Origin of the sequence: Halomonas cerina, assembly GCF_014192215.1 — a bacterium.
Taxonomy (GTDB): domain Bacteria; phylum Pseudomonadota; class Gammaproteobacteria; order Pseudomonadales; family Halomonadaceae; genus Halomonas; species Halomonas cerina.
Map to the genome: position 1 here is coordinate 1 of NZ_JACHXP010000024.1, position 23,381 is coordinate 23,381.

Sequence of the window (23,381 nt, forward strand, 5' to 3'; positions counted from 1 at the left end):
CACCAGCTTCATCGCCCATGCCGGGGGACCGCCGCTGAACTTCTACCTGCTCCAGTGTCGGCTCTCCAAGGAACAGTTCCTGGGAACCGCCGTGGCCTTCCTGGCCGCCACCAACCTCGTCAAGCTGGTGCCCTACGGTCTGCTCGGCCTGCTCAGCGTCGAAAACCTGACGGTGGCCCTGCTGATGATCCCGGTCGCCTGGCTCGGGGTGCGCCTGGGGCTCGTCATCCAGAAGCGTCTGAATGGGGAGCTCTTCTTCCGGATCATTCTCACGCTGCTGGTCCTGCTGGGTATTCGGCTGATCGTCGATGGGGCCGGGTGACGGTTGCCTGGCAGGAGGGGGAGAGGTACTTTCGACCCTGAGTCCATTGCGACCCTCGAGGTGAGAATGATCGACGATCTGGCCGCAGGGCATCCGGAGGGGCCTTACGATACGCTGCCACAGACACCCATGCCGAAGCTCTCCAGCACCGAGCTCGCTCGCTTTCTGGATTTCATCGAGAAATTCGAGGATGCAACCGAACAGTCCCTCTCCGTGACGCTGGGTTATCGGGAACTGCGCATGGTGATTCACGTCATGCGTAATCACCTGGCCGGCCGGCTCACCACGCCCACCTCGCTGGCGGATGCCTCCGGCCTCTCATATGGTACGGCCAAGCGGGGAATCGAGAGCATGCTCAAGCGGGGGCTTATCCTGTCGCGTCCCCGGACGAAGTCAGGAAAGACGGTCTCTCTGCATCCTTCTCACGCCATGATCGATGAGTGGGGAGATTATGCAAACCAGATCAAGGCCTTGCTGGGAGATACCTTCGGTCTGGACCCGAAATCCGACTCGACGAGCCAGATTATCCTGGACGAACCCTACCAGTCGTCTGACGTGATACCGCCGCCCGCTGTTCTGTCTCAACGTCTTGATCTCAAGGGAGGGCTACGGGTCCTGATGCACGCCGATCCCACCTTCATGGCGATGCATAACCTCAAGCGTCAGCTCGAGGCAATCTTCGGAGTGGACATCAAGAACAAGGCGAAGTCGATCGACAGCCTGCGCGAGGAGATTCTTGCCAACGCGCGTTTTGCTCATTCACATTATGACATCATCACCTGTAACCTTCCCTGGTTCGGGGAACTGGCGTCCGAGGGCATGCTGCTGCCGCTGGACCCCCTGCTGGCGCGGGACGGCTATGACATGTCCGACTTTCACGCTGTGGCCCTCCAGAGTTCTCGTTATGCTGGAAAGCAGTACGGTATACCGGTACAGACCACGCCGGAGCTCTTGTGCTATCGCAAGGACATCCTGGAAAACGCTGGTCTGACGCCCCCGGCGACCACGGAGCAGATGACCAGGGTGGCCAGGGCGCTTCACGATCCCGGCAAGAGGTTCTATGGCATCGCCTGGAATGCGGCCAGGGGAACGCCTTTGGGACATACCTTTGCCTTCCTGATGGCGAAATTCGGTCAGCCAATCATCAATCTTCCGCGTATCGATGGAGGCTATGCGTTCGAGGATGTGGCAGGGGATCAGCTTCGCCCCATGTTCCTGACGGATGCTGCCTTTCGTGCCTGCGAATATATGCTGGATATATTGAAGTATTCGCCTCCCAATATCCTGCAGATGTCCTGGTACGAGCGCGCTAGGTCCTACATGGCGGGTGAGGTCGGTATGGCCTATTGTTACACCTCGCTCGCGCCACTGTTCGAACTCAACAAGAAATCGCCGGCCTGGGGCAATACCGGGTACCTTCCCCATACTGTCGGCAACCATGGTCGACCCTTCGTTCCCATCGGCGGCTATGCCCTGGCAATCCCCGCGAACCTTTCGGAAGAGCGAGTGGAGTCAGCTTGGGCGGCCTTGCGCCACCTGACGTGCCGGAGCATGTCCAAGCTGTATATCCTGAACGGCAGTCTGGTAACGTCAAGGTTCAGTGTCAGCAGCGACCCCGAGGTGTCATCGTTGTCACCGCTCATCGGTGTGGTGGACCGAATGGCCAGGGAAGGCATCCTTCAGGCCTGGCCACGCCCCCCGGTCCCCCATCTCACGTCGATCATCGCCATCGCCGGCAACGAAATCTTCGAGGTGCTGGACGGCCGTCGCTCCATCAAGCAGGCCCTGACCATCGCCCAGGAGAAGGCCGACCGGATCATGCAAGCCAAGGGCTTCTATTGAGCGTTGCCCTCGCGGGCCCGTCTCAGACGGGGGCTACCGCAACCGACGCCATGCAGGGCACGGCGGGGCTGCGGCAGGTCTTCCGGGCTCCTTAAAGCCCGCCTGAAGCAAGCTTGGCGGGCTTTTGCAGCATCTTTGAGAAGGGTCCCGGCACACTGTTTTCGGAAACCCTTTTCGGTTCGGAGTCAGAAGTACAAGGCTCCTACGATATTGAACTGTGAATGCCAGTTATCATCGTTTCTGGCAGGTCCGCCGTTGGCAAAGTTGGCATTCTTTGAAGTCAGCATGCTGACCCAGGTATGGAAACCACCTTTTGAAAGGTGGACCCCGACGATATTGAACTGGGTGTCGTCGCTGGTGAACATGTCTTCGCTACCACTGTTGAGGTAGTCATAGTCGTGGTAGAAGGTGACGTTATCATAGATGCCCAAGGAAGCCGGCATGGAGTAGGAGAGGCGGGTTGAGTAGACCTGCCCATCAGCCGGTATCAACGCGCCAGTGGACAGGGCGATTGAGTCGTCGCTTTGATTCACGCCAGGGGCGTTGGTGACGTTGTGGTCATAGGACAGGCCTTGAACCGTGAGTGCAAAACCGCCGGATATGTAGTTGGCGAAAGCAGTGGCTGCCCAATGATCACCACCATCTCCGTTGGTTGCGGTGTTGTGGTAATTGCCAAATTGGCCGTTTGACCCTAGCTGCAGTGTTGCACTTCCGCCCAGATCGAACGTGTAGGCACCGCCTCCGTGGAACGTGTTTGTTGGCTCCACATCTGCGGCAAATGTCTGGTTGTCAAACCCGCGCGGGCTAATATTTCCCTGTGCCACGACGTCGGGACGAAAACGGGCATTCGGATTATCGCCGCTTGACTCGGTGTTTTTAGTAAAGGCAGCCACCCAGTGCCAATTGTTCTTTTCATATTGGGTTTTGATACCCAAGTCAGGGTTGTTCGCCAAACCAAGCCATAAAGGCACGTCACTGAGAAAGCTGTTGTCGTAGTAGGAACCATCCACGCCAGCACCCAGAGGCTGAATGATAACGCCAATTTCGGTTGACCATGCATCATTGTGATTCAGGCCAGCATAGGTCCAAGCGGGAAAAAATGCTTGTTGGGTGACCTGGTAATCCCATCTGGAGCTGTAGTACAGTCCGTTGTCCCATTCTCCGCTGACAATCAGTTCGAGCTTGTCGAGAAAATAGTCACCGTATTTATCGCGGCTGGGTTCGGAGTGGTCTGCCAGGATGTAGAGTGTCTCTACGCCAATCCCGAATCTGAGCGGGTCGGTTTTTTCGAGGCTTGCAACACGATCTTTGATGTCCTGGATTTGGTCGTCGTATGAGTCTTGAGCCATGGCTGCTGATGAGCAAAGCATTACAAGGCTGCTGGCGACAAAAGACAGCTTTTGCGATGTGTATCGGTTCTTTTGTGTCACGCTGGTCATCATGCTCTCCACTTTGTTCTTGTTTGCGCAAATGCAAGTGAATATCCATCATTTGATGGAGCCATCATGCTAATGCAGCAATTTGCAAGCCAGTAATTTTAAGCGCACCAATCCCGCCCCGAATAAGTGGGGTGTGCGATTGGCTAGAAGAGAGTGAAGGCGGCAGGCTGATTTCCTGCCGCCTTGCAGGCTGGTATTACTGCATGATCATGCCGCCATCGATCATCAGCAGCTGGCCGGTCATGTAGTCCGATTCCGAGCTGGCCAGGAAACTGGCCGTGCCGACGACATCCTCCGGATAGGAGTAGCGCTTCATCAGGATCATCTTCTCGGCGAGCTCGTCCATGGACTGGCCCTGCTTGTCGAACTTGCCGATGCTGACCAGGTCCTTGTCGAGCTGCTCCCACAGCTCGGTGCGCACCACGCCGGGCCCATAGCCATTGACGGTGATGTTGTGGTCGACCAGCGCCTTGGCGCCCCCGTTGATCATGGCCTGTACGGCGTGCTTGCTGCAGGAGTAGGGCACCACGTCATCGAAGGCCTGGCGGGAGAGGATGGAGCCGACATTGATGATCTTGTAGGGGCCGTTCTCCTTGCCCTGCGCAATCATCTGCTTGGCGGCTTCCTGCATGCCGATCAGGCAACCCAGCGCATTGACGTCCATGATCTGGTGCCAATTCTCCTCGGTGATATCGAGAAACATCAGCGGCTTGTTGATGCCGGCATTGTTGACCATCACGTTGAGGCTGCCGAAGGCATCGACGGTGGCCTTCACGGCGGCCTGCATCTGGTCACGCTCGGTCACGTTGAGCTTGACGGCGATGGCTTGGCCGCCCTTTTCCGTGATCCGTTTGACGACTTCCTCGCAGCCTTCCAGGTTCAGGTCGGCGACGCAGACGCTCGCCCCCTGTGCGGCATAGTGCTCCGCCACGGCAGCCCCCATGCCGCGCGCCGCACCGGTGATCAGGCAGGTTTTTCCTTGCAGTCGTGTCTTGTCCATCGTGTCACCTCGAAGTCTTGTTGTGGGTCTGACCGTGCCATCGAGGGGCGGTGAACGTCCGCTCCATCGACAGGGGGTATGGATACGACAAGGAGGCACGGTGGCGCTCGGTGTAGGAGCCCATTGGCCTGCCTTGCTGATCAGCATTGTCAGCGCAACGTACGTCAGGCAACAGCGAGTTGGCAGGGCATTATGACCAGATTGGATGTTTTTGATGGACAGGTCCGTCGAGGCGAGCGACAAGGGCCCAGGAGCGGCTCAGAGCCGCGCCAGGGCGGCCTCCAGGCCCATCAGGTCCAAGGTGGTGATCACGTCATCGGAAAAGAGGGGAACAGTGGGGTCGGCCGTCGGCGTCGTGGCGCCGATACGCGACTCAACGCAGGGATTCCACCAGCGCCAGGTTCTTGCGCAGCGACTCGCGGGTCACCCGGAGGTGATTGTCGAACTCGGTCAGTTCCTCTACCGCTTCGGGGCGCTGTCGCTCCAGGTAGTCGATGGCGGCCCGCAGCAGATTCTCCTGGTACGCCAGGTAAGCCGTCTCGAAGGCGTCGCCCTCCCGTTCCTGCAGCGCCACGTAGGCGTCGCGGTCGCCAAGGGGGGGATGGCTGTCGGCGGCAGGCGTGTCGACGTCGGTCTCCACCAGCCAGGCGTCGAGAACGGCATGGTCGCGTTCGAGGGTGTTCGCCAGTTCGACCACCGCGTCACGCTCGAGCCGCTCCTCGGCCAGTGCCGATAGCTCGGCCTGGTGCTGATGCAGGGCACGCAGCGTGGCCTGAACCGCCTCGCGGTCATAGCTGGCCAGTGCCGCACCGGCAACCAGGCTCATCAGGGCCACCGATGCTGCCATTACCGAGCGAATTGAAACGAAAGGTTTCACTGGTTTTCTCCTGGTCTTTTTCCGGCAACCGTCCCCCACCACTCCGATTTGCGTGATGTGTCGTTGCTTCCTACGGTAGTACAAGATGTCGCGTTTGGGGGCCATATTCATGCAAAGAACAGTTAATCAAAAAAGCCGCCCACACGAGCCCCATTCATCGCCCAATCGCCAGCAGAAGAAGCAGGAGTTGCTGGTCTTTCTATTTCTCGCTCTGGTGCTGTTTCCCATCCTCGCCGTGCTGCTGGTTTCTGGCTACGGCTTTGCCGTGTGGATATTCCAGCTCTTCGCCGGGCCGCCCGGACCGCCCGGCTAACACGCCTGCCGGCAGGACCCTGACGCTAAGACCGGATAGTCCGTGACGACAAGAATCGTGCATAGGGGAAAACGACATGACTGTGGACGTTTCGCGGCGGGCCCTGCTCAGAGGGCGCTTCGACCGGACGGCCTCGCTGCGCCCGCCTTGGGCTTGTGATGAGTCAGTCTTCACGGCGCATTGCACGCAGTGCGCCGACTGCCTGCAGGCCTGCGAAACGGGCATCATCGTGCGCGACGCAGGGGGATTTCCCCAGGTCGATTTCCATCGCGGCGAGTGCACCTTCTGCCAGGCCTGCGTGGCGGTGTGCGACGCGCCGGTCTTTCGCGACCCCGAGCGGTATCCTCCCTGGCCCCAGGTCGCCGAGATCGGTCAGACCTGCCTCGGGCCTCAGGGCATCTACTGCCGGAGCTGCGGGGAGAGCTGCGAGGCGGGCGCCATCCGTTTCGTCTTCAACGCCCACCGTGTACCGGAGCCCCGCGTGGATACCGAGGCCTGCACCGGCTGTGGCGCCTGTGTCGCCATCTGTCCCACCCAGGCCATCACGGTAGGTCCGCCCATGCCATCCCGCCGCGAGGAGGCGCCATGAACCGGGAAGTGCATATCTCCAGCCTGGTGGTGCAGCTCCAGCCCGAGCGAATCGAGCCGGTCAGTCAGCGCTGCCGGGCTCACCCGGGCGTCGAGGTCCACGCCACCGACCCGCAGGGCAAGATGGTGCTGGTCCTGGAGACGTCAGGCCAGCGCGAGGTCGTGGAGTTCATCGACGGGCTCCAGCTCGCGCCAGGCGTGCTGTCGGTGAGCCTCGTCTACCACCAGGTGGAGCGTGCCGACGAACTGGACAGGGAGATGATCCTAGAGGGGAGTAGCCATGAAGCTGACGCGACGTGATTTCATCAAGGCCTCGGCGGCCTCCACGGCCACTGCCGCCGCCGGCATCAGCGCGACGAGCCAGGCGCAGAACCTGATCACCGCCTCCGCCCAGGCCCAGCTGAAGTGGTCGAAGGCCCCATGCCGCTTCTGCGGCGTGGGCTGCGGCGTCAACGTCGCGACGCGCGACAATCAGGTGGTCGCCACCCATGCCGACATCAATGCTCCGGTCAACCGGGGCGTCAACTGCATCAAGGGCTACTTCCTTTCCAAGATCATGTACGGCGAGGATCGCCTGACCCAGCCGCTGCTGCGCAAGACCAACGGCGAATACGCCAAGAACGGCGAGTTCACCCCGGTGAGCTGGGACGAGGCCTTCGACGTCATGGCCACGCAGTACAAGCGGGTGCTCAAGGAGAAGGGGGCGGAGGCGATCGGCATGTTCGGCTCCGGTCAGTGGACGGTATGGGAAGGTTATGCGGCCAACAAGCTGATGAAGGCCGGTTTCCGCTCCAACCACATCGACCCCAACGCCCGCCACTGCATGGCCTCGGCGGTGGCCGGCTTCATCCGCACCTTCGGCATCGACGAGCCCATGGGCTGCTACGACGACATCGAGGCGGCCGATGCCTTCGTGCTGTGGGGCTCCAACATGGCGGAGATGCACCCCATCCTGTGGACGCGCGTCACCGACCGCCGGCTTTCGGCACCGCACGTGAAAGTGGCGGTGCTCTCCACCTTCGAGCACCGCTGCTTCGACCTGGCGGACATGCCGATCGTCTTCACGCCCCAGGCGGACCTCGCGGTGCTCAACTACATCGCCCGCTACATCATCGAAAACGACCGGGTCGACTGGGACTTCGTCAACCAGCACGTGCGCTTCAAGGAGGGCAACACCCTGATCGGCTACGGGCTGCGTCCCGAGCATCGGCTGGAGCTGGTGGCCGAAAACGCCGAGGACCCAGGCGGCGCCAAGGACATCGACTTCGAACGCTACCGCGAGTTTCTCCAGGACTACGACGCCGAGACCGTCACCGAGCTTTCCGGTGTGCCCAAGCGCCGGCTCGACGAGCTCGCCGAGCTCTACGCCGATCCGGACACCCGGGTAATGTCGTTCTGGACCATGGGGTTCAACCAGCACACCCGCGGGGTGTGGGCGAACAACATGATCTACAACATCCACCTGCTGACCGGCAAGATCTCGACCCCGGGCAACAGCCCCTTCTCGCTGACCGGCCAGCCCTCGGCCTGCGGCACCGCCCGCGAGGTGGGCACCTTCGGCCACCGGCTGCCGGCGGACATGGTGGTGATGAATCCCAAGCACCGGGAGTTCGCCGAGGACACCTGGCGCGTCCCGCGCGGCCTGATCCGTCCCGAGGCCGGGGCCCATGCGGTGCTGCAGAACCGCATGCTCAACGACGGCAAGCTCAACGCCTACTGGGTGCAGTGCAACAACAACGTTCAGGCGGCGGCCAACCTGGTCGAGGAGACCTATCCGGGCTACCGCAACCCGGAGAACTTCATCGTCGTCTCCGACGCCTACCCCACGGTGACCGCCGAACTCGCCGACCTGATCCTGCCGGCGGCCATGTGGGTGGAGAAGGAGGGCGCCTACGGCAATGCCGAGCGGCGCACCCAGTTCTGGCACCAGCTGGTGGAGGCGCCGGGCGAGGCGCGTTCGGACCTCTGGCAGCTGATGGAGTTCTCCAAGCGCTTCACCACCGATGAGGTATGGCCTCAGGAACTCCTCGACACCAACCCCGAGTTCCAGGGCCGGACCCTGTTCGACGTGCTGTTTCGCAACGGCCAGGTCGACGCCTTCGACCTCGATGAGCTCGATGCGGACTACGCCAACCAGGAGGCGCACCACTTCGGCTTCTACGTCCAGAAGGGGCTGTTCGAGGAATACGCCAAGTTCGGCCGCGGCAAGGCCCACGACCTGGCGCCCTTCGAAACCTATCACGAGACCCGAGGCCTGCGCTGGCCGGTGGTGGATGGCGAGGAGACCCTTTGGCGCTACAACGGTGAGTACGACCCCTATGTGGAGGCGGGGCGCGACTTCCATTTCTACGGCCACCCGGACGGCAAGGCGGTGATCTTCGCCGTGCCCTACGAGCCGCCGGCGGAGTCGCCGAGCGAGGAGTACCCCCTGTGGCTGGTCACCGGTCGGGTGCTCGAGCATTGGCACTCCGGATCGATGACGCGCCGGGTGCCCGAACTGCATCGCGCCTTCCCCCAGGCGGTGGTCTACCTGCACCCCGAGGATGCCCGCGAGCTGGGGGTGAGACGGGGCAGCGAGGTACGCATCATCAGCGCGAGGGGCGAGATGAACAGCCGGGTCGAGACACGGGGACGCAACCGAATGCCCCGTGGCCTGGTGTTCGTGCCCTGGTTCGATGCCAGCCAGCTGATCAACAAGGTCACGCTGGATGCCACCGATCCCATCTCCAAGCAGACGGACTTCAAGAAGTGCGCCTGTCGGATCGAACCGGTCTAGGGGGAAGCGTCATGCGACTGATCGCGATCGCCATTGCCGTGCTGGGGAGCAGCATGGCCGTCATTGCCGCGGAGGGCGAACTCGATGCCATGCGCGGCAACGTGCCGCTGCTGGAGGAGCGCACCCCCGAGCCGCTCTACGACGTCGAGAATGAGGACCTGCGACGCGTCCGTGCCTACCCGATGCAGCCGCCCACCATCCCGCACAAGATCGACAACTACCAGGTCGACCTCAATGCCAACCGCTGCATGAGCTGCCATAGCCGGGTGCAGGTGGGGGAAAGCCAGGCGCCGATGGTCAGTGTGACTCACTACATGGATCGTGACGGCAACTTTCTTGCCGACCTGTCGCCGCGCCGCTACTTCTGCAACCAGTGCCACGTGCCCCAGACGGATGCGCCTCCGGTGGTCGACAACACCTTCGTCGACATCGTCGAGCTCCTCCGCCAACCCCCTGACACGGAACCGTGAGGGCTGCTGAATGCTGAAACGAATCAAGAGCCTGCTGTCGACCTTCTGGCGCATCTTCCGCTCACCCAGCGGTTATCTCAGCCTCGGCTTCCTCACCGTGGGTGGCTTCATCGGCGGCGTGCTGTTCTGGGGTGGGTTCAATACCGCCATGGAGGCGACCAACACGGAGGCGTTCTGCATTAGCTGTCACGAGATGCGCAGCAACGTCTACGAGGAGATCCAGCCGACGATCCACTTCACCAACCGCTCGGGGGTGCGGGCCGTCTGTTCCGACTGCCACGTGCCCCACGACTGGACCGACAAGATCGCCCGCAAGATGCAGGCGTCGAAGGAGGTGTGGGGCAAGATCTTCGGCACGATCAATACCCGCGAGAAATTTCTCGAGCATCGCCTGGAGATGGCCTCGCGCGAGTGGCGACGCTTCGAGGCCAACGACTCGCTCGAGTGTCGCAACTGCCATGACGAGGATGCCATGGACTTCACCCGCCAAAGCCCCCGCGCGGCGGAGGCGCATCGGCGGGGCCTGATCGAGGGCGACGACACCTGCATCACCTGCCACAAGGGCATCGCCCACGAGCTGCCCGACATGGCCGGCGTCGAGGGCTGGGAGTGATGGCCCGCAGGCAGGGTGCGTCACAGTCGAGCGAGTGCCGCTTCCAGGCCAGTCAGGTCCACGATGGTGATCACGTCATCAGGAAAGGGCGAGGCGGTGGGGTCGGCGGTGACGCCGATGAAGGCGGTGCCGTTGGAACGGGCTGCCCGGTAGTCGTTGTAGGAGTCGCCGATCATCACGGTCTCGGCGGCGGCATGGTCGCGGCGCACCAGCAGGTTACGCAGGCCGGTGACCTTGTCCGGCGGGGCGCCGATCACCTCCACGAAGTAGCGATCGAGTCCGCGGCGCGTGACGATGGCGCGAAGCTCCGCCTCTGGGGTGGCCGAGAGCAGGTAAAGCGGTCGGGTGTCCTGCCAGCGTTCGAGGAAGGCCAGGGCCCCGGGGATGGGCGGGGCCTCCAGCAGGCGCTGCTCGACGCTGGCCTTGAAGCGCTGACACAAGTCGCGGATGCGCGCCTCCCCGGCATCACGGCCCAGGATCTGGCCTTCGATATGGCGGAACTTGACCTCCCGGGGCTGGCCGCCGCGGCGGCCGAGATAGGCGATCACGGCACGCCGGCGCTCTTCCGGTTCATCGGCGTAGAGGTCGGCGAAGGCCTGGCGCTTGAGGGTCGCCGAATCGAGGATCACGCCGTCGAAGTCGAAGACCAGCACGCGGCCGGGTCGGGAAGTTGCGTCGCTCACGGGCTTCTCCACCTCGTCACCATCTGCACGTTCACCATCCTGGCGCTCCACCAACAGGAACGCGGCCCGGTGGGCCGCGTTGTTGCCGCAGGGGAGTGATCAGTGTCGCCGGATTCGACGCATCAGCCAAGGCTTGACCGGCGTCTGGCCGAGCAGTACCAGCACGATCACCGCGGTCAGCACCAGCGAGAGCGGGTTGGTGACCAGGGCCAGCAGGAAGTCGCTGCCGCTGTCGCCCACCGAGGACATCGCCTGGCGATAGGTCTTGTCGAGCAGCGGGCCGAGGATCACGCCGAGGATGATCGGGCCGGTCTGGAAGCCGAAGACCTTGAGCCAGTAGCCGAGGATGCCGAAGCCGAGCATCCAGTAGACCTCCATCATGTTGCTGTTGATGGAGTAGGTGCCGACCACGCAGAGCACCAGGATCAGCGGGATCAGCACCGCCTTGGGCACCTCGACCACCTTGGTGAAGATCTTGATGCCAGTGAGGCCGAACAGCAGCAGGAAGAGGTTGGCCAGCGCCAGGTTGCCCACGGTGAACCAGAAGATGTGCGGCGTCTCGATCATCAGCATGGGGCCGGGGTTGAGGCCATGGATGACCAGGGCGCCGATGATCACGGCGGTGACCGCATCGCCGGGCATACCGAGAGTGAGCATGGGCACGTAGGCTCCGCCCACGGCCGCATTGTTGGCGGTCTCGGGGGCCACCAGGCCTTCGTAGGCCCCCTCGCCGAACGGCTTGGAGGGGTTCTTGACGGTGCGTTTGGCATGGTCGTAGGCAAACAGCGAGGCGATGTCACCGCCGGTACCGGGCAGGGCGCCGACGATCACGCCGATGATCGAGGTGCGTACCGATAGCGGCAGGTACTTCAGCACCATCTTGAGCGGCGGGATGATCTTGTCGACCTTCTGCTTGACCGGCACCACGTTGAGGTTGTGCAGCTGGTAGAAGGCCTCAGCGGCACCGAACAGGCCGATCATCACTACCACGTAGTGGATACCGCCGAGCAGCTCCATGCTGCCCAGGGTCATGCGTGGCTGGGCGGTGACCATGTCCATGCCGACCAGGCCGATGATAGCGCCCAGGGCCACGGAGAAGATGCCGCGAGCCAGGGACTTGCCGGAGAGAGTGCTGACCAACAGCAGGCCGAGGATGGCGATCAGGAAGTAGTCGCGGGGCGCGAACTCAAGCGCCATGTCGGCCAGGTAGGGGGCGCTGCCGGCCAGCACCAGGGTGCCGATCAGCCCGCCGATCACCGACATCACGGTGCTCAGGCCAATGGCCTGGCCCGCCTCGCCCCGTTGGGCCAGCGGGTAGCCGTCGAAGGCGGTGACCACCGCCGAGGGCGCGCCGGGGATATTGAGCAGGATGGCGGTGCGTGAGCCACCGTAGACGCCGCCTACGTAGATGCCCACCATCAGCGCCAGGGCGTTGTTGATGTCCCAGGAGAAGGTGAAGGAGATCAGGATCGACGCCGCCATGGTCACGGAGAGACCGGGGATGGCGCCGACATAGATGCCGGCCAGGGTGCCCAGCGCCGTCAGCAGCAGCAGCTGGGGGTCCAGCCAGGCCATCAGTAAATAGGAGAAGGTGTCACTCATCGAAGGCCTCGGGGGTCAGGGGAGGTAGACGCGGAACACCAGGGTGAACAGCACGTAGATCACGGCGAGGGACCCGCCGGCGATGACCAGCGAGCTGATGACCCTGCCCTGCCGGTAGTAGATGAACAGCAGCGCCAAAAACAGGAAGGTGCTGACATAGAAGCTGAACCAGACGATGGCGACGAGGTAGGCCACCGCCACCAGCGTGAAGACCACGATATGCGGCTGGAAGTGCTCCTTCCAGAACACCTGGAACTCGTGGCGGGCATCGCGGATCCGGGGGTCGCGGCGCTTGTGGCGGTGACTGAACAGGATCACCGCCGAGGAGGCGATCATCACCAACGCCAGCCCCACCGGGAAGGAGCCGGGCGAGTTGAGGGAGGGGATGCCGTCGATGCGGTAGGCCTCGACGAGCACGCCGATGCTGAACAGCATCAGCAGCCAGTCGAAGGCCTTTTCCCCCGCCTGTACGCGCTCGAATTTCTGACTCATGTCATGACTCCGGGGGAGGCCGGGCGTAAGCCCGGCCTCCCCGTCAGCTGGGTAGGGATGGGATCAAGGGCGCGGGATGCCCAGCTCCTCGGGGGTGGCCTCGAGGATCTCGGCATCGGCCTCGTACATGGCCCAGGCGGTCACCGACTGCCAGTTGTCCAGGTACTGCTCGGCCTCCTCGCCATGGAGGTTGAGCACCTCGGCGCCGAAGTTCTCCATGAAGTCGCCGAACTCCTCGCTGGCCACGGCCTGCTCGTAGGCATCTGCCAGCACTTTCTTGGCTTCCTCCGGGGCATCCTGGTGGACGAAGACCCCCCAGAACGGGCCCCAAGGCAGGAAGGACTCGATGTCCGGCAGGGCCTGGGTGATCGGCGGCACGCCCGGCAGCGCCTCGATTTCCTCGCTGGTCAGCACGGCCAGGCCCTTCATCTTGCCGCTGCGGATCTGCTCGCCGGCGGCGGCCAGGCTCAGCGGCATGAAGTCGATGTGGCCGCCCAGCATGGCGGTGATGCCGGGGCCGTCGCCACCGAAGGTGACGTTGCGCACGTCCAGCTCATCCACGGCGTTGACCATGGCCAGCACGGTACTGGGCAGGCCCCCTGCGCCGGTGCCCCCCATGCGCAGCTCACCCGGGTTCGCCTGCGCGTGTTCCAGCAGCTCGGCGAAGCTGTCGAACTGGCTGTCCGCGGGGGCAGCGATCACCACCAGCCCCTGGCCGATGATGTTGACGCTATGCATGTCGTCATAGGTGAAATCGGCCAGGCCCATCAGCGGGTAGAGCAGCGGGTTCTCGGCGCCGTAGAGCAGGTTATAGCCATCGGGACGCTGGCGCATCACGTGGTTCATGCCGATGACCCCGGTGCCGCCGGGGCGATTGGTCAGGATGATGGTGGTATCGAGGATGTCCTCGACGTGGGGGGTGAGGCTGCGGGCCACGTTGTCGGTGGCGCCGCCGGCGCCCCACTGGATGGTGCCCTGGATGTTGCGCTCGGGATACTCGGCAAGCGCCGTGCCGGCCATGGCGGCGGCGCCGATGGCAAGCGCAAGACGGGTGAAGGTGGGCTGGAACATGCGGGATCCTCCGAGGGTATTGTTTGTTGGTTTGTGATGCAGTGGCCCGCGTGCCACGGGACCGGGTGAACGGGCTTTCGTTCGGCTTACGAACTTCAAGTGCTGGTTGCGAACACTAGAACTCGTTTCCAATACTGTCAATGCAAGAGAATGCGATCTAAGACCATGGTCGTATAGAAACGCTGACTCCCTCCCTGTCGGTAGGGGAATATCGATAACGTCCTGTATATAAGGCGCTGCCTTCTATAGTAGTCACTATGGGCAACGGGAGGCGGATCAACGAAGCCTTCCGCAGCCTCTTGCCAACTGCCCCCCGGCATCGTGCATAATGCGAACTTTAGAACGCTATGCGAACAACAGAACCGGGTTCCGATTAGGCTTGCCTGCGGCGATCCCGGTGATCAAGAATGAACGAGGCCTTTCGGGAGCGACGGCGCGACGCCGCTCTCATGGTTGCGTCCCTGGAGGATACGATGCGTGCCATTGCCACCGTCTGCCTGAGCGGCGACCTGCAAAGCAAGCTCGAGGCCATCGCCCGAGCCGGCTTCGACGGCGTCGAGATCTTCGAGAATGACCTGCTCTCCTTCGACGGCTCGCCCGAGGAGGTCCGCCAGCTCTGCGAGCACCTGGGCCTGGCCATTGTCGCCTTCCAGCCCTTCCGCGATTTCGAGGCCATGCCTGAGCCCCAGCGCAGCCGTAACCTGCAGCGCGCCGAACGCAAGTTCGACCTGATGGAACAGCTCGGCACCGACTTCCTGCTGGTGTGCAGCAACGTGTCGCCCCAGGCCGTCAACGACCTGGACCGGGCCGCCGCCGACCTGCGCGAGCTGGCCGAGCGAGCGCAGCAGCGCGGCATCCGCATCGGCTTCGAGGCACTGGCTTGGGGGCGGCATATCTCCGACTACCGTGACGCCTGGGAGGTGGTGCGTCGCGCTGACCATCCCGCCCTGGGGGTGGTGCTCGACAGCTTCCATATCCTCTCCCGTGGCCATGATCTCTCCACCATCGGCCGGATCCCTCGGGAGAAGATCTTCTTCGTCCAGGTGGCCGACGCACCGTTGCTGGACATGGACATCCTGCAATGGAGCCGCCACTTCCGCTGCTTTCCCGGTCAGGGGCGTCTGCCGTTGAAGGCCTTCATGGAGGCGCTGGCAACATCCGGCTACGACGGGCCGCTGTCGCTGGAGATCTTCAGCGACGCCTTCCGTGCCGCGCCTACCGATGCCACGGCCCTGGACGGCTTGCGCTCGCTGATCTGGCTGGAAAACCTGCTGCCCGAAGGCCCTTGGGCCGACCGAATCCCGCCGGCCCCGCGCTACCACGGTATCCACTTCATCGAGTTCACCCTTGACGAAGAAAGCGCCGCGCCACTGGGCGAGTTCATCGGTGCCCTGGGCTTTCGCCACGTCGGGCGACATCGCTCCAAGAACGTCGAGCTCTGGAAGCAGGGAGACATCCATTTGGTGCTCAACTTCGAGACCGACAGCTTCGCCCACACCTTTCGCCTGCTGCATGGCACCTCGGTGTGTGCGGTGGGCTTCCGGGTTGACGATGTGGAGCGGGTCCTGGCGCGGGCCCGTGCCTTCAAGGCACCGACCTATCGCGGTCAGACCGGTGAGGGCGAGATGGAGATTCCCGCCCTGCGCGGTATCGAGGGTAGCCTGGTCTACTTGGTGGACGATGAAGCCGCCGGCGACCTGCAGTGGCGCACCGACTTTGAGCTCTTCGATCAGGCAAGCCGCGACGAGGCCGGCCTGACCCGCGTCGATCATCTTTCCTATGTGCTGCCGGCCACTCAGCTGCTGGGCTGGCAGCTCTTCTACCATACGGTATTCGGCTTCGAGGCGGAGCCTGAGCACGAGATCGTCGATCCCCATGGCATGATGGTCAGCCAGGCGGTGAACAGTCCCGATCGCAGCATTCGCCTGCCGCTGACCGTCTCCCAGGCCCAGGATACTCAGCCCGGGCGCTTCCTCAGCGAGTTCCGCGGCGGCGTGCAGCAGATCGCCTTCGCGAGCCGCGACATCTTCGCCACGGTGGATGAGCTCAAGGCCCGCGGCCTACCGCTGTTGAAGATCCCCCAGAACTACTACGACGACCTGGAGGCGCGCTTCGATCTTGACGAGGAACTGCTCAATGCCCTGCGCTCACGCAACATCCTCTTCGACCGTAACGATCAGGGCGACTTCTTCCACGCCTATACCGAGACCTTCTCGGGGCGCTTCTTCTTCGAGATCGTCGAGCGACGTGGCCGCTACAACCAGTTCGGCGAGGCGAACGCGGGCATTCGACTGGCCGCTCAAGCTGCCCAGCGCTGAGGCGACAGCACACAACCATCGGGAGCGGCCGGCGGCCGCTCCCACCCCTGGAGGATAGCGATGAAACTCGGTCTGATCGGCAAGGCCATCATGAATTCCAGCTCCCCGGACCTGCACGTGCGGCTCGGCAAGCTGACCGGCATTCCCACCACCTATGATCTGTTCGACGCCAACGAGCAGCCCATCGACTCGCTGGAGAGCCAGGTGCGCAAGGTCATCGCCGAGGGCTACCGTGGGGTCAACGTCACTTATCCCTGGAAGGAGGAGGCGGTGCGGCTGGCCGATCGGCCTTCCGAGGGGGCCCGCCTGGTGGGGGCCGCCAACACCCTGGTGTTCGAGAAGGGCGAGATCGTTGCCGAGAACACCGACTTCACCGGTTTCATCAGCGGCTTCCGGGCGACGCTGGGCGAGCGTGCGCCGGGCCGGGTGCTGTTGATCGGCACCGGCGGTGTGGGCAAGGCGGTGGCCTTCGGGCTCGGCAAGCTGGGGGCCAGCGAGGTGATCCTGATGGACCTGGACGAGAGCAAGTCGCGCCAGCTCGCCGGCGAACTCGAGGCCGAGGGCTTCAAGGCCTCGATCATCACCGCCGACCAGCTCGCCGAGACGGTGCCCAACTGCGATGGCCTGGTCAACTGTACCCCCATCGGACACGAGAAGAGCCCGGGCTGCCCGCTGCCCAAGGAACTGATCGCCGCCCACCACTGGATCTTCGATGCGGTCTATGTGCCGGCGGTCACCGAGTTCATCGCCGCCGCCAAAGCGGCCGGGGCCAGCGTGGTGAGCGGGGTGAGTCTGTTCGTCTTCCAGGGCGTCGACGCCTACAAGCTGTTCTGCGAGGATGCTGCCAAGCGCGCCGCCGCCGAGGAGCAGGCCGAGACGCTGTTCGCCCACTACAAGCGAGAACTGCTCAAGGAGAATGACGCATGAGTCAGGGCAAGGTCCGGGTGCTGCACGGCCCCAACCTCAATCTGCTGGGGACTCGCCAGCCGGAAATCTACGGCCGCGAGACGCTGGCCGACGTCGACAACGCCCTGCGCGAGAAGGCGCTGCTGGCCGGCTGGGAGGTCGAGTGCTTGCAGAGCAACCACGAGGGCGAGCTGATCGACGCCATCCATGCCGCGCGCCTGGACGGCAGCGTGGCGATCATCATCAACCCGGCGGCCTATACGCATACGTCTGTGGCGATCCTCGACGCCCTGAACGCCTTCGAGGGCCAGGTCTATGAAGTGCATATCTCCAACGTGCACAAACGCGAGAGCTTTCGCCACCACTCCTACGTCTCTCTACGTGCCGACGGGGTGATCGCCGGCCTGGGCACCCAGGGTTACCAGGCGGCGCTGGACGCGGTGATCAAGGCGGCCGTCAAGGGCTGAACCTGCGCGTCTTTTCCTCGCCAGCCCTTCTGATCATCCTCTCCCCGGGCCCGGCACGCCTCGGGCCGGCTCGGGTTTCTCACCTGCAAGGGACACGTCGTCGAGATGACCTGATCCGCGGCCGCACTGAGTCCAGCCTGCTGCGCTGCAGCAAACCTTCTACCGGCTCGCCGCTGTAGCAAGACCTTTTGAACCAGGTCATGGCGGCCTGTCCTCGAAGAACGACTAGAGTGTGATCAGAACCTACCCATGTAGGAGGGGAAAGATGACGACTCGACGACTCGCCGCCATCGTCCTGGCCGTCGGCATGCTGGCCGATGGAATGCCGGTCCTGGCGGACTATCCGGAACGTAGCCTTCACGCCACCATTCCCTGGGGAGCCGGCGGGGCCACCGATCGGGTGATGCGGGCCCTGACCCCTTATGTGGAAGAGGAGCTCGGTACCGAGATCGTGATCTCCAACCGCCCGGGGGGCACGGCCACCCTTGGCACGCTTCACGTCATGCAGCAGCGTCCGGCGGACGGCTATCACCTGCTCATGGCGGCGGAAAATGCCCAGCTTTATCCCCTGCTGGGCCTGGCCGAGTTCGACTATGATGCCCTGGAGACGATCAACCTCGTCGGCCAGAACTTGGCGGTGATCGCTACCTATCCGGACAGCCCCTGGGACTCCCTGGAGGCGCTGCTGGCCCATGCCGAGGAGCATCCGGGGGAGTTGCGCATGGGCGGGACCGGGGCCGGTGGCCTGCCGAGCACGGTACTTGCCATGATCAACGCCGTCACCGACCTGGAGGTGCGGGTGTTGACCTTCGGTGGTGATGGACCGGGCGCCGCCGCCCTGCGGGCCCGGCATATCGACTTCATGCCGCTGAGCCTGATCGCGGCGCGTGAGCAGATTGCATCCGGTGAGCTCAAGGGGCTGGCGGTGGTGGCCAGCGAGAAGGCCGAGGTGCTGCCCGGGGTGGCGCCGATCACCGAGACCCTGCCCGGGGTGGCGACCTATCTGCCTTGGGCTTCCTTCTGGGGTGTTTGGGTACATCGCAATACCCCGGAAGAGATCAAGACGAGGCTCACCGAGGCTTTTGACGCGGCCGTGGCGCGTGACGGCTTCCAGGCGTTTCTGACCGAAAACGGCGCTGAGCCGCTTAACCTGAGTGGCGCCGAGGCGCAGGACTTCCTCGACCACTGGCAGTCGGTCACCAGCTGGGCGCTCTACGATGCCGGGGCCGTGCCGGTGTCGCCGGAGCAATTGGGGATCCCCCGCCCCGAGTGAGGGGCGTGATCTGGAAACAGCAGCGACCGGACCTGGCGATTGCCGGGCCCGGGGTGCTGGCGACCCTGGTGGGGGGCGGCGAGTGAAAAGGCTCACCACCTCTCGGTGGTGGGCCTCCTTCTCAAAGGGTCGGGTGTCCACCGAACTGGGTCAACTTCACTTATCCGTCAATTCCGGCGGGTCGCCAAATAGAGCCCGGCTGCGATGATCAGGCTGGCCCCCAGGTAGGTGGCCGGCGAGGGCAGTTCGCGCAGGGCCAGGTAGGCGAAGGTGCTGGCGCCGAACAGCAGCAGCCCGCGCAGCCCCTGGCCGAGCAGCGATTCGGTACGCATCAGCTCGCGACAGCGTGGCAGCCCCAGCCAGAGGAAATAGCCCGCCAGCACCAGCATGTGGCCGGCGTAGCGGGCCCACACGACCTGGATCGGCGAGTAATCCTGGCCGAGCCACTTCACGCCGGTATCCAGCATCACGAACAACAGGCCGGCGGCGAGCATGAAGGCGATGCCGAGCAGGGGGCGGTCGAGGGGCACCGGACGCGCCGAGGAGATCGTCATGGGGCGGATAGCTCCAAAGTCAAGGCAAGAAGAGATGATAGCGTGCTAAGCGTTGGTTGGGCAGGGGGCCGGGTAGCCGGCCACCGTGCTACGGCCTGCCAGCAGAAAGGCCTGCCTCTCCGGGGTAGGCCTTGTCGATGGTGAGGGGCATGACTCAGCGCCCTTCGACCAGGGCGTGGGCCTTTTCCAGTGCCATGTGAGCCCGATCCAGGGCACTGACGCCGTGCTGACGCAAGGCATCGGTGGGGATCTCCAGGCTCAGCGGGACCTGCGGGGGGATCACTTCCAGCAGTCCCTGGAGGTCGGCCTGGCCGTCGCCCGGGAAGCGCCGCTCGCAGCGTGCCTCGCGCAGGATCTCGTCCATGCTCGCGGGGATCGGCCCCGGCACGTCGCACAGCTGGACATAGCGCATCCAGTCGGCGGGCACCTCGGCCAGGTCCTCGAGACGGCTGCGGGAGCGGTCCAGGTGGAAGGCGTCGACCAGCAGGCAGGCATTGGTGTGGCCGGCCTCGCGTACCGCACCGACGATCTGGCGCGCCTCATTGAGGCTCGTCACCCCGGTCCAGGGCATGAACTCCAGGTGAGGATGCAGTCCGTGGGGAGCGGCCAGCTCGCACAGGGCGGCGAAGTTGTCGATCAGGCGTGCGTGGTCGTCGTCGTTGCCGGCCACCAGGATCTCGCTGGCGCCCAGTGCCGCGCCGACCTCCATAAAGCGGGCGAAGTCCGCCTTTACCCGCGTCTCGGGCTTGAGGCGTAGGATCTCGATATCGGCGACCTTGATGCCGGTATCGCGGATACGCCGACAGGTCTCGCGCAGCAGCGCCGTATCGGTCATCAGCGGGAAGCTCGGCTCCTCGGGAGTGGCGGGCACCGGTCGCAGGCCGACTAGGTCGTAGCCGGCGCGGGCGGCGGTCTCGACCATCTCCGGCGGCGACAGCTCCAGTACGGTCAGGGCGGCCAGGGAGAAAGGATGCTGGTTCATGCGGAGTGTTCCTCGGCCGCGTGCAGGCCGGCGATATGGCCGAAGGTCATGGCCGGACCGAGGTTGATGCCGCCGGCCGGGTAGTAGCCGCCCATGATGCTGGCCATATCGGTGCCGGCGGCGTAGAGGCCAGTAATGGGGTGCCCCTCGCCGTCCAGTACCTGGGCGTGTTCGTTGGTCTTGAGCCCGGCGAAGGTGCCGAAGCAGCCGGGGACGATCTTCACCGCATAGAAGGGCCCTTCGTCCAGCGGTGCCACGCAGGGGTTGGGCCGATGGGCAGGATCGCCGTTCTTGCGATTGTAGGGGGTGGAGCCACGGCCGTATGCCGGATCTTCACCCTGGCGGGCGTGGGCGTTGTAGTCTTCCACCGTCCGTTTGAGGCCTTCGAGGTCGATACCACAGTGGCGGGCCAGCTCCTCGACGGTCTTGCCGGCCTTGAGGTAGCCCTTCTTGATCCAGTGCCGGAAGGGCACCGGGGCCGGCCGGGTGATACCGAGGCCGTAGCGGCGCTGGAAACGGTGGCTGCAGACGAGCCACGAGCAGAGCTCCTCGTCTTCTGGCACGGCCTTGACCATGGCATCCACGTAGTCGTAGTAGCCGCCGGCCTCGTTGACGAAGCGCTGGCCGCTCTTGAGCACGCCGATGATGCCGGGCTTGGCACGGTCGATGATGTGGGGGAAATGACCGACGTGGCCATCCTGGTAGGGCACCCGCGACACCGGGGCCCAGGCCACCGGCGAGTAGAGGCTGGTGTCCACCTCGCCGCCTACTGCCTCGCCGAGGCGCAGCCCGTCGCCGCTGGCGGACGACGGTGGCAGCGGCCAGTGCTCCTCGCCGGTCGGGGTATGCGGGAACAGCTCGCGACGACGCGCCACGTCCCAGGGGAAGCCGCCGGCGGCCAGTACCACGCCGCGGCGCGCGTTCAGGGTGATCTCGCCGTCGGGGGTCTCCACCACCACGCCGGTGACCCGCTCGCCTTCCTGGATCAGGCGTCGGGCCGGCGATGACACCCAGGTCTGTACCCCGAGCGCATCGGCGGACTTGGCCAGCCTGCCGGTCAGGGCCACGCCGTTGACCAGCTGCATCGCACGGCCATAGCGGGCGAGGTCCACGAGGTGGCGGGTGAGGCGCTTCGTCACATGCAGGAAGGATTTCAGCGAACGAGTAACGGTCAGGAAGGCCATCAAATCCGGCCCGGCCTGGATTGGCATGCCCAGGAAGGCGGTCTCGGGCATGGTCTTGCGCAGCTTCTTCAGGGTGCGGCGATCGAGCTGGTGGCCGTCGAAAGGGGCGGCGATCACCGAGCGCCCCCCGGTGCCGGCCCCCGGGGTGTCGCCGTGAATATCGGCGATGGCATTACCATCGGCGAACCGCAGGGCGGTGTTGTCGTGGAAGAACGCGACCATCCTGGGGGCGGTGTCGAGGAAGGCATCGATCCGAGCGGGATCGTAGCGCTCGCCCAACTCATGGCGCAGGTAGGTGCGCACCGTCTCTGGATCCTCGTCGATGCCGGCCGCCTTGGCCAGCGGGTTGAGCGGGATCCACATCCAGCCGCCGGACCAGGCGGTGGCCCCACCCAGGCCGTCGGCCTTCTCCACTACCACCACCTTGAGCCCATGCCAGGCTGCGGTGACGGCGGCGGACATCCCGGCGGCGCCGGAGCCTACTACCACTAGGTCATAGTCATGCTGTGTGTCGGCCATGGTCAGCCCTCGCGATGTCGATATGCGAGAATAATTTAGAACATGGTTCCAGTTTCTGCAATAGCCCGACAAATATCGTCTTCCCCTCCCGGGGGACAGGCAGATGCAAAAGGAAGGAAGAGCCAGGGTCAGGTGGGGGGTAACAGGCCGAAGCGGGTGACCAGCCAGATGGCCAGGCTCATGGTGAAGAAGGAGAGCAGGGTGCAGGCCATTAGGGCGGCGGCACTGACCCCGCCCAGGCCGTAGCGCTGTCCGAGCAGGGGAAAGACGCTGATCATGGGGGCACTGGCCATCAGCACGCCACCGGCCAGGACCAGTGGGTCGGTGGACCCGGGCAGCAGCAGGAAGACGCCGAGCACGGCCAGCGGGTGGAGCAGCAGCTTGCCCAGCACGAGCTGGGTCATGTCCCGGACCATGCCCGTGAGCTTGAGCCCATACAGGGTGCCACCGATCACGAACAGCGCGGTGGGGCCCGCGGCATCGGCCAGCATCTCCACGACTCGGGCCAGAGGGGACGGCAGGGCGACCCCGGTCACCGCCAGCAGAAGACCGATCACCAGGCCGATCAGGATGGGATTGCGCACCAGGCGCAGGGCCGTCTGGCGAAGCGTCTCGCCGAGCCCCTTGCCGGCCTGGTTACCCATCTCGGCCAGGATCAGGGCGGCAGGGATAATCAGCAGGTTCTCGATCATCATGTTCAGCGCCAAAAAGATCGCCGCCGGCGCGCCCAGCACCATGGCCATGATGGGGTAACCGATGAAGCCGCTGTTGGAGGCGGCCATGCCCAGCCCCTGGATGGCCGCGCTAGCGAGCGGTTGGCGCTGCCCTCGGTACGCAAGCCCGATGGCGAACAGGAAGACGAGCAGGGAGCCCAGGCCGTAGGCGAGCAGGTAGCGGGGGTTGATGACCTCGCCCAGGGGGTTCTCGGTCAGGGCGCGGATCACCAGCGACGGCAGGGCGAGGTAGAGCACGAAGGTCGCCACCCCCTGTACCTGGTCGTGGGTCACCAGCCGGCCGGCCATGGCCAGATAGCCGGTGCCGATCAGCAGGAAAATCGGGGTAGTGATGGCGAGAATCTCGAGCATGGCGG

The 23,381-nt window shown here is 64.2% G+C and carries 23 protein-coding genes; 12 read left to right on the forward strand and 11 right to left on the reverse strand.

Annotated elements, in window-relative coordinates; translation table 11 throughout:
• Together FHR94_RS17390 and FHR94_RS17395 are read left to right on the forward strand one after the other, a co-directional pair.
• A partial coding sequence (locus tag FHR94_RS17390; RefSeq protein WP_183327658.1) for a TSUP family transporter occupies positions 1-322 on the forward strand: 322 nt, incomplete at its 5' end.
• A gap of 66 nt (positions 323-388) precedes the next feature.
• Positions 389-2,164 carry an extracellular solute-binding protein gene (locus FHR94_RS17395; protein ID WP_183327667.1) on the forward strand — a complete coding sequence of 592 codons (1,776 nt, stop codon included), beginning with the start codon at positions 389-391 and terminating at the stop codon, positions 2,162-2,164.
• A gap of 185 nt (positions 2,165-2,349) precedes the next feature.
• Here FHR94_RS17395 and FHR94_RS17400 read toward each other — a convergent pair whose 3' ends face one another.
• The 3 genes from FHR94_RS17400 to FHR94_RS17410 form a co-directional block, all read right to left on the reverse strand.
• A complete protein-coding gene (locus FHR94_RS17400) occupies positions 2,350-3,603 on the reverse strand; it encodes a hypothetical protein (protein WP_183327669.1) in 1,254 nt (417 codons plus the stop codon).
• Positions 3,604-3,799: 196 nt separating this feature from the next.
• The gene (locus tag FHR94_RS17405) at positions 3,800-4,603 is read right to left on the reverse strand and encodes an SDR family NAD(P)-dependent oxidoreductase (RefSeq protein ID WP_183327671.1); all 804 of its coding nucleotides are present in this window, start codon (positions 4,601-4,603) and stop codon (positions 3,800-3,802) included.
• 373 nt (positions 4,604-4,976) lie between these two features.
• A complete protein-coding gene (locus FHR94_RS17410) occupies positions 4,977-5,429 on the reverse strand; it encodes a DUF4142 domain-containing protein (protein ID WP_183327673.1) in 453 nt (150 codons plus the stop codon).
• A 160-nt stretch (positions 5,430-5,589) separates the two neighbouring features.
• Here FHR94_RS17410 and napE point away from each other — a divergent pair, with 160 nt between their 5' ends.
• From napE to FHR94_RS17440, 6 genes are all read left to right on the forward strand, one after another.
• Positions 5,590-5,793 (forward strand): periplasmic nitrate reductase, NapE protein, encoded by a 204-nt coding sequence (gene napE / locus FHR94_RS19910; protein WP_183327675.1) that lies wholly within the window; start codon positions 5,590-5,592, stop codon positions 5,791-5,793.
• A gap of 76 nt (positions 5,794-5,869) precedes the next feature.
• On the forward strand, positions 5,870-6,382 hold the full coding sequence (gene napF / locus FHR94_RS17420) for a ferredoxin-type protein NapF (RefSeq protein ID WP_183327677.1): 513 nt from the start codon (positions 5,870-5,872) through the stop codon (positions 6,380-6,382).
• A complete protein-coding gene (locus FHR94_RS17425; RefSeq protein WP_183327679.1) occupies positions 6,379-6,681 on the forward strand; it encodes a chaperone NapD in 303 nt (100 codons plus the stop codon). The genes napF and FHR94_RS17425 overlap by 4 nt, the downstream gene beginning before the upstream one ends.
• The gene (napA, locus tag FHR94_RS17430; protein ID WP_183327681.1) at positions 6,662-9,157 is read left to right on the forward strand and encodes a nitrate reductase catalytic subunit NapA; all 2,496 of its coding nucleotides are present in this window, start codon (positions 6,662-6,664) and stop codon (positions 9,155-9,157) included. The genes FHR94_RS17425 and napA overlap by 20 nt, the downstream gene beginning before the upstream one ends.
• A gap of 11 nt (positions 9,158-9,168) precedes the next feature.
• Positions 9,169-9,627 carry a nitrate reductase cytochrome c-type subunit gene (locus FHR94_RS17435; protein ID WP_183327683.1) on the forward strand — a complete coding sequence of 153 codons (459 nt, stop codon included), beginning with the start codon at positions 9,169-9,171 and terminating at the stop codon, positions 9,625-9,627.
• A 10-nt stretch (positions 9,628-9,637) separates the two neighbouring features.
• Positions 9,638-10,240, forward strand: coding sequence for a NapC/NirT family cytochrome c (locus FHR94_RS17440; protein WP_183327685.1), 603 nt, complete (start codon positions 9,638-9,640; stop codon positions 10,238-10,240).
• A gap of 20 nt (positions 10,241-10,260) precedes the next feature.
• Here FHR94_RS17440 and FHR94_RS17445 read toward each other — a convergent pair whose 3' ends face one another.
• From FHR94_RS17445 to FHR94_RS17460, 4 genes are all read right to left on the reverse strand, one after another.
• A complete protein-coding gene (locus FHR94_RS17445; RefSeq protein WP_343064685.1) occupies positions 10,261-10,923 on the reverse strand; it encodes an HAD family hydrolase in 663 nt (220 codons plus the stop codon).
• Between the two features lie 99 nt (positions 10,924-11,022).
• Positions 11,023-12,525, reverse strand: coding sequence for a tripartite tricarboxylate transporter permease (locus FHR94_RS17450; protein WP_183327687.1), 1,503 nt, complete (start codon positions 12,523-12,525; stop codon positions 11,023-11,025).
• Positions 12,526-12,540: 15 nt separating this feature from the next.
• Complete coding sequence (locus FHR94_RS17455; RefSeq protein ID WP_183327689.1) at positions 12,541-13,017, reverse strand: tripartite tricarboxylate transporter TctB family protein; 477 nt, start codon at positions 13,015-13,017, stop codon at positions 12,541-12,543.
• A gap of 63 nt (positions 13,018-13,080) precedes the next feature.
• The gene (locus tag FHR94_RS17460; RefSeq protein WP_183327691.1) at positions 13,081-14,088 is read right to left on the reverse strand and encodes a tripartite tricarboxylate transporter substrate binding protein; all 1,008 of its coding nucleotides are present in this window, start codon (positions 14,086-14,088) and stop codon (positions 13,081-13,083) included.
• 473 nt (positions 14,089-14,561) lie between these two features.
• Between FHR94_RS17460 and FHR94_RS17465 the strand changes: the two genes are divergently transcribed.
• The 4 genes from FHR94_RS17465 to FHR94_RS17480 all read left to right on the forward strand — a co-directional run bounded on the left by FHR94_RS17465 (position 14,562) and on the right by FHR94_RS17480 (position 19,052).
• Complete coding sequence (locus FHR94_RS17465) at positions 14,562-16,406, forward strand: bifunctional sugar phosphate isomerase/epimerase/4-hydroxyphenylpyruvate dioxygenase family protein (RefSeq protein WP_183327693.1); 1,845 nt, start codon at positions 14,562-14,564, stop codon at positions 16,404-16,406.
• 60 nt (positions 16,407-16,466) lie between these two features.
• Positions 16,467-17,333 (forward strand): shikimate dehydrogenase family protein, encoded by an 867-nt coding sequence (locus FHR94_RS17470; protein WP_183327695.1) that lies wholly within the window; start codon positions 16,467-16,469, stop codon positions 17,331-17,333.
• The gene (gene aroQ, locus FHR94_RS17475) at positions 17,330-17,779 is read left to right on the forward strand and encodes a type II 3-dehydroquinate dehydratase (RefSeq protein ID WP_183327697.1); all 450 of its coding nucleotides are present in this window, start codon (positions 17,330-17,332) and stop codon (positions 17,777-17,779) included. The genes FHR94_RS17470 and aroQ overlap by 4 nt, the downstream gene beginning before the upstream one ends.
• 265 nt (positions 17,780-18,044) lie before the next feature.
• Positions 18,045-19,052: a tripartite tricarboxylate transporter substrate binding protein gene (locus FHR94_RS17480; protein WP_183327699.1), complete on the forward strand. Its 1,008-nt coding sequence runs from the start codon at positions 18,045-18,047 to the stop codon at positions 19,050-19,052.
• Positions 19,053-19,219: 167 nt separating this feature from the next.
• On the opposite strand, the gene FHR94_RS17485 is transcribed toward FHR94_RS17480, so the two are convergent.
• From FHR94_RS17485 to FHR94_RS17500, 4 genes are all read right to left on the reverse strand, one after another.
• Positions 19,220-19,606 carry a hypothetical protein gene (locus FHR94_RS17485; protein WP_183327701.1) on the reverse strand — a complete coding sequence of 129 codons (387 nt, stop codon included), beginning with the start codon at positions 19,604-19,606 and terminating at the stop codon, positions 19,220-19,222.
• Between the two features lie 154 nt (positions 19,607-19,760).
• Positions 19,761-20,588, reverse strand: coding sequence for a sugar phosphate isomerase/epimerase family protein (locus FHR94_RS17490; protein WP_183327703.1), 828 nt, complete (start codon positions 20,586-20,588; stop codon positions 19,761-19,763).
• Positions 20,585-22,363, reverse strand: a complete 1,779-nt coding sequence (locus FHR94_RS17495; protein WP_281376076.1) for an FAD-dependent oxidoreductase — start codon at positions 22,361-22,363, stop codon at positions 20,585-20,587. Before FHR94_RS17495 ends, FHR94_RS17490 begins: the two co-directional genes overlap by 4 nt.
• A gap of 56 nt (positions 22,364-22,419) precedes the next feature.
• Positions 22,420-23,376 (reverse strand): AEC family transporter, encoded by a 957-nt coding sequence (locus FHR94_RS17500; RefSeq protein ID WP_183327705.1) that lies wholly within the window; start codon positions 23,374-23,376, stop codon positions 22,420-22,422.
• Positions 23,377-23,381 lie beyond the last annotated feature (5 nt).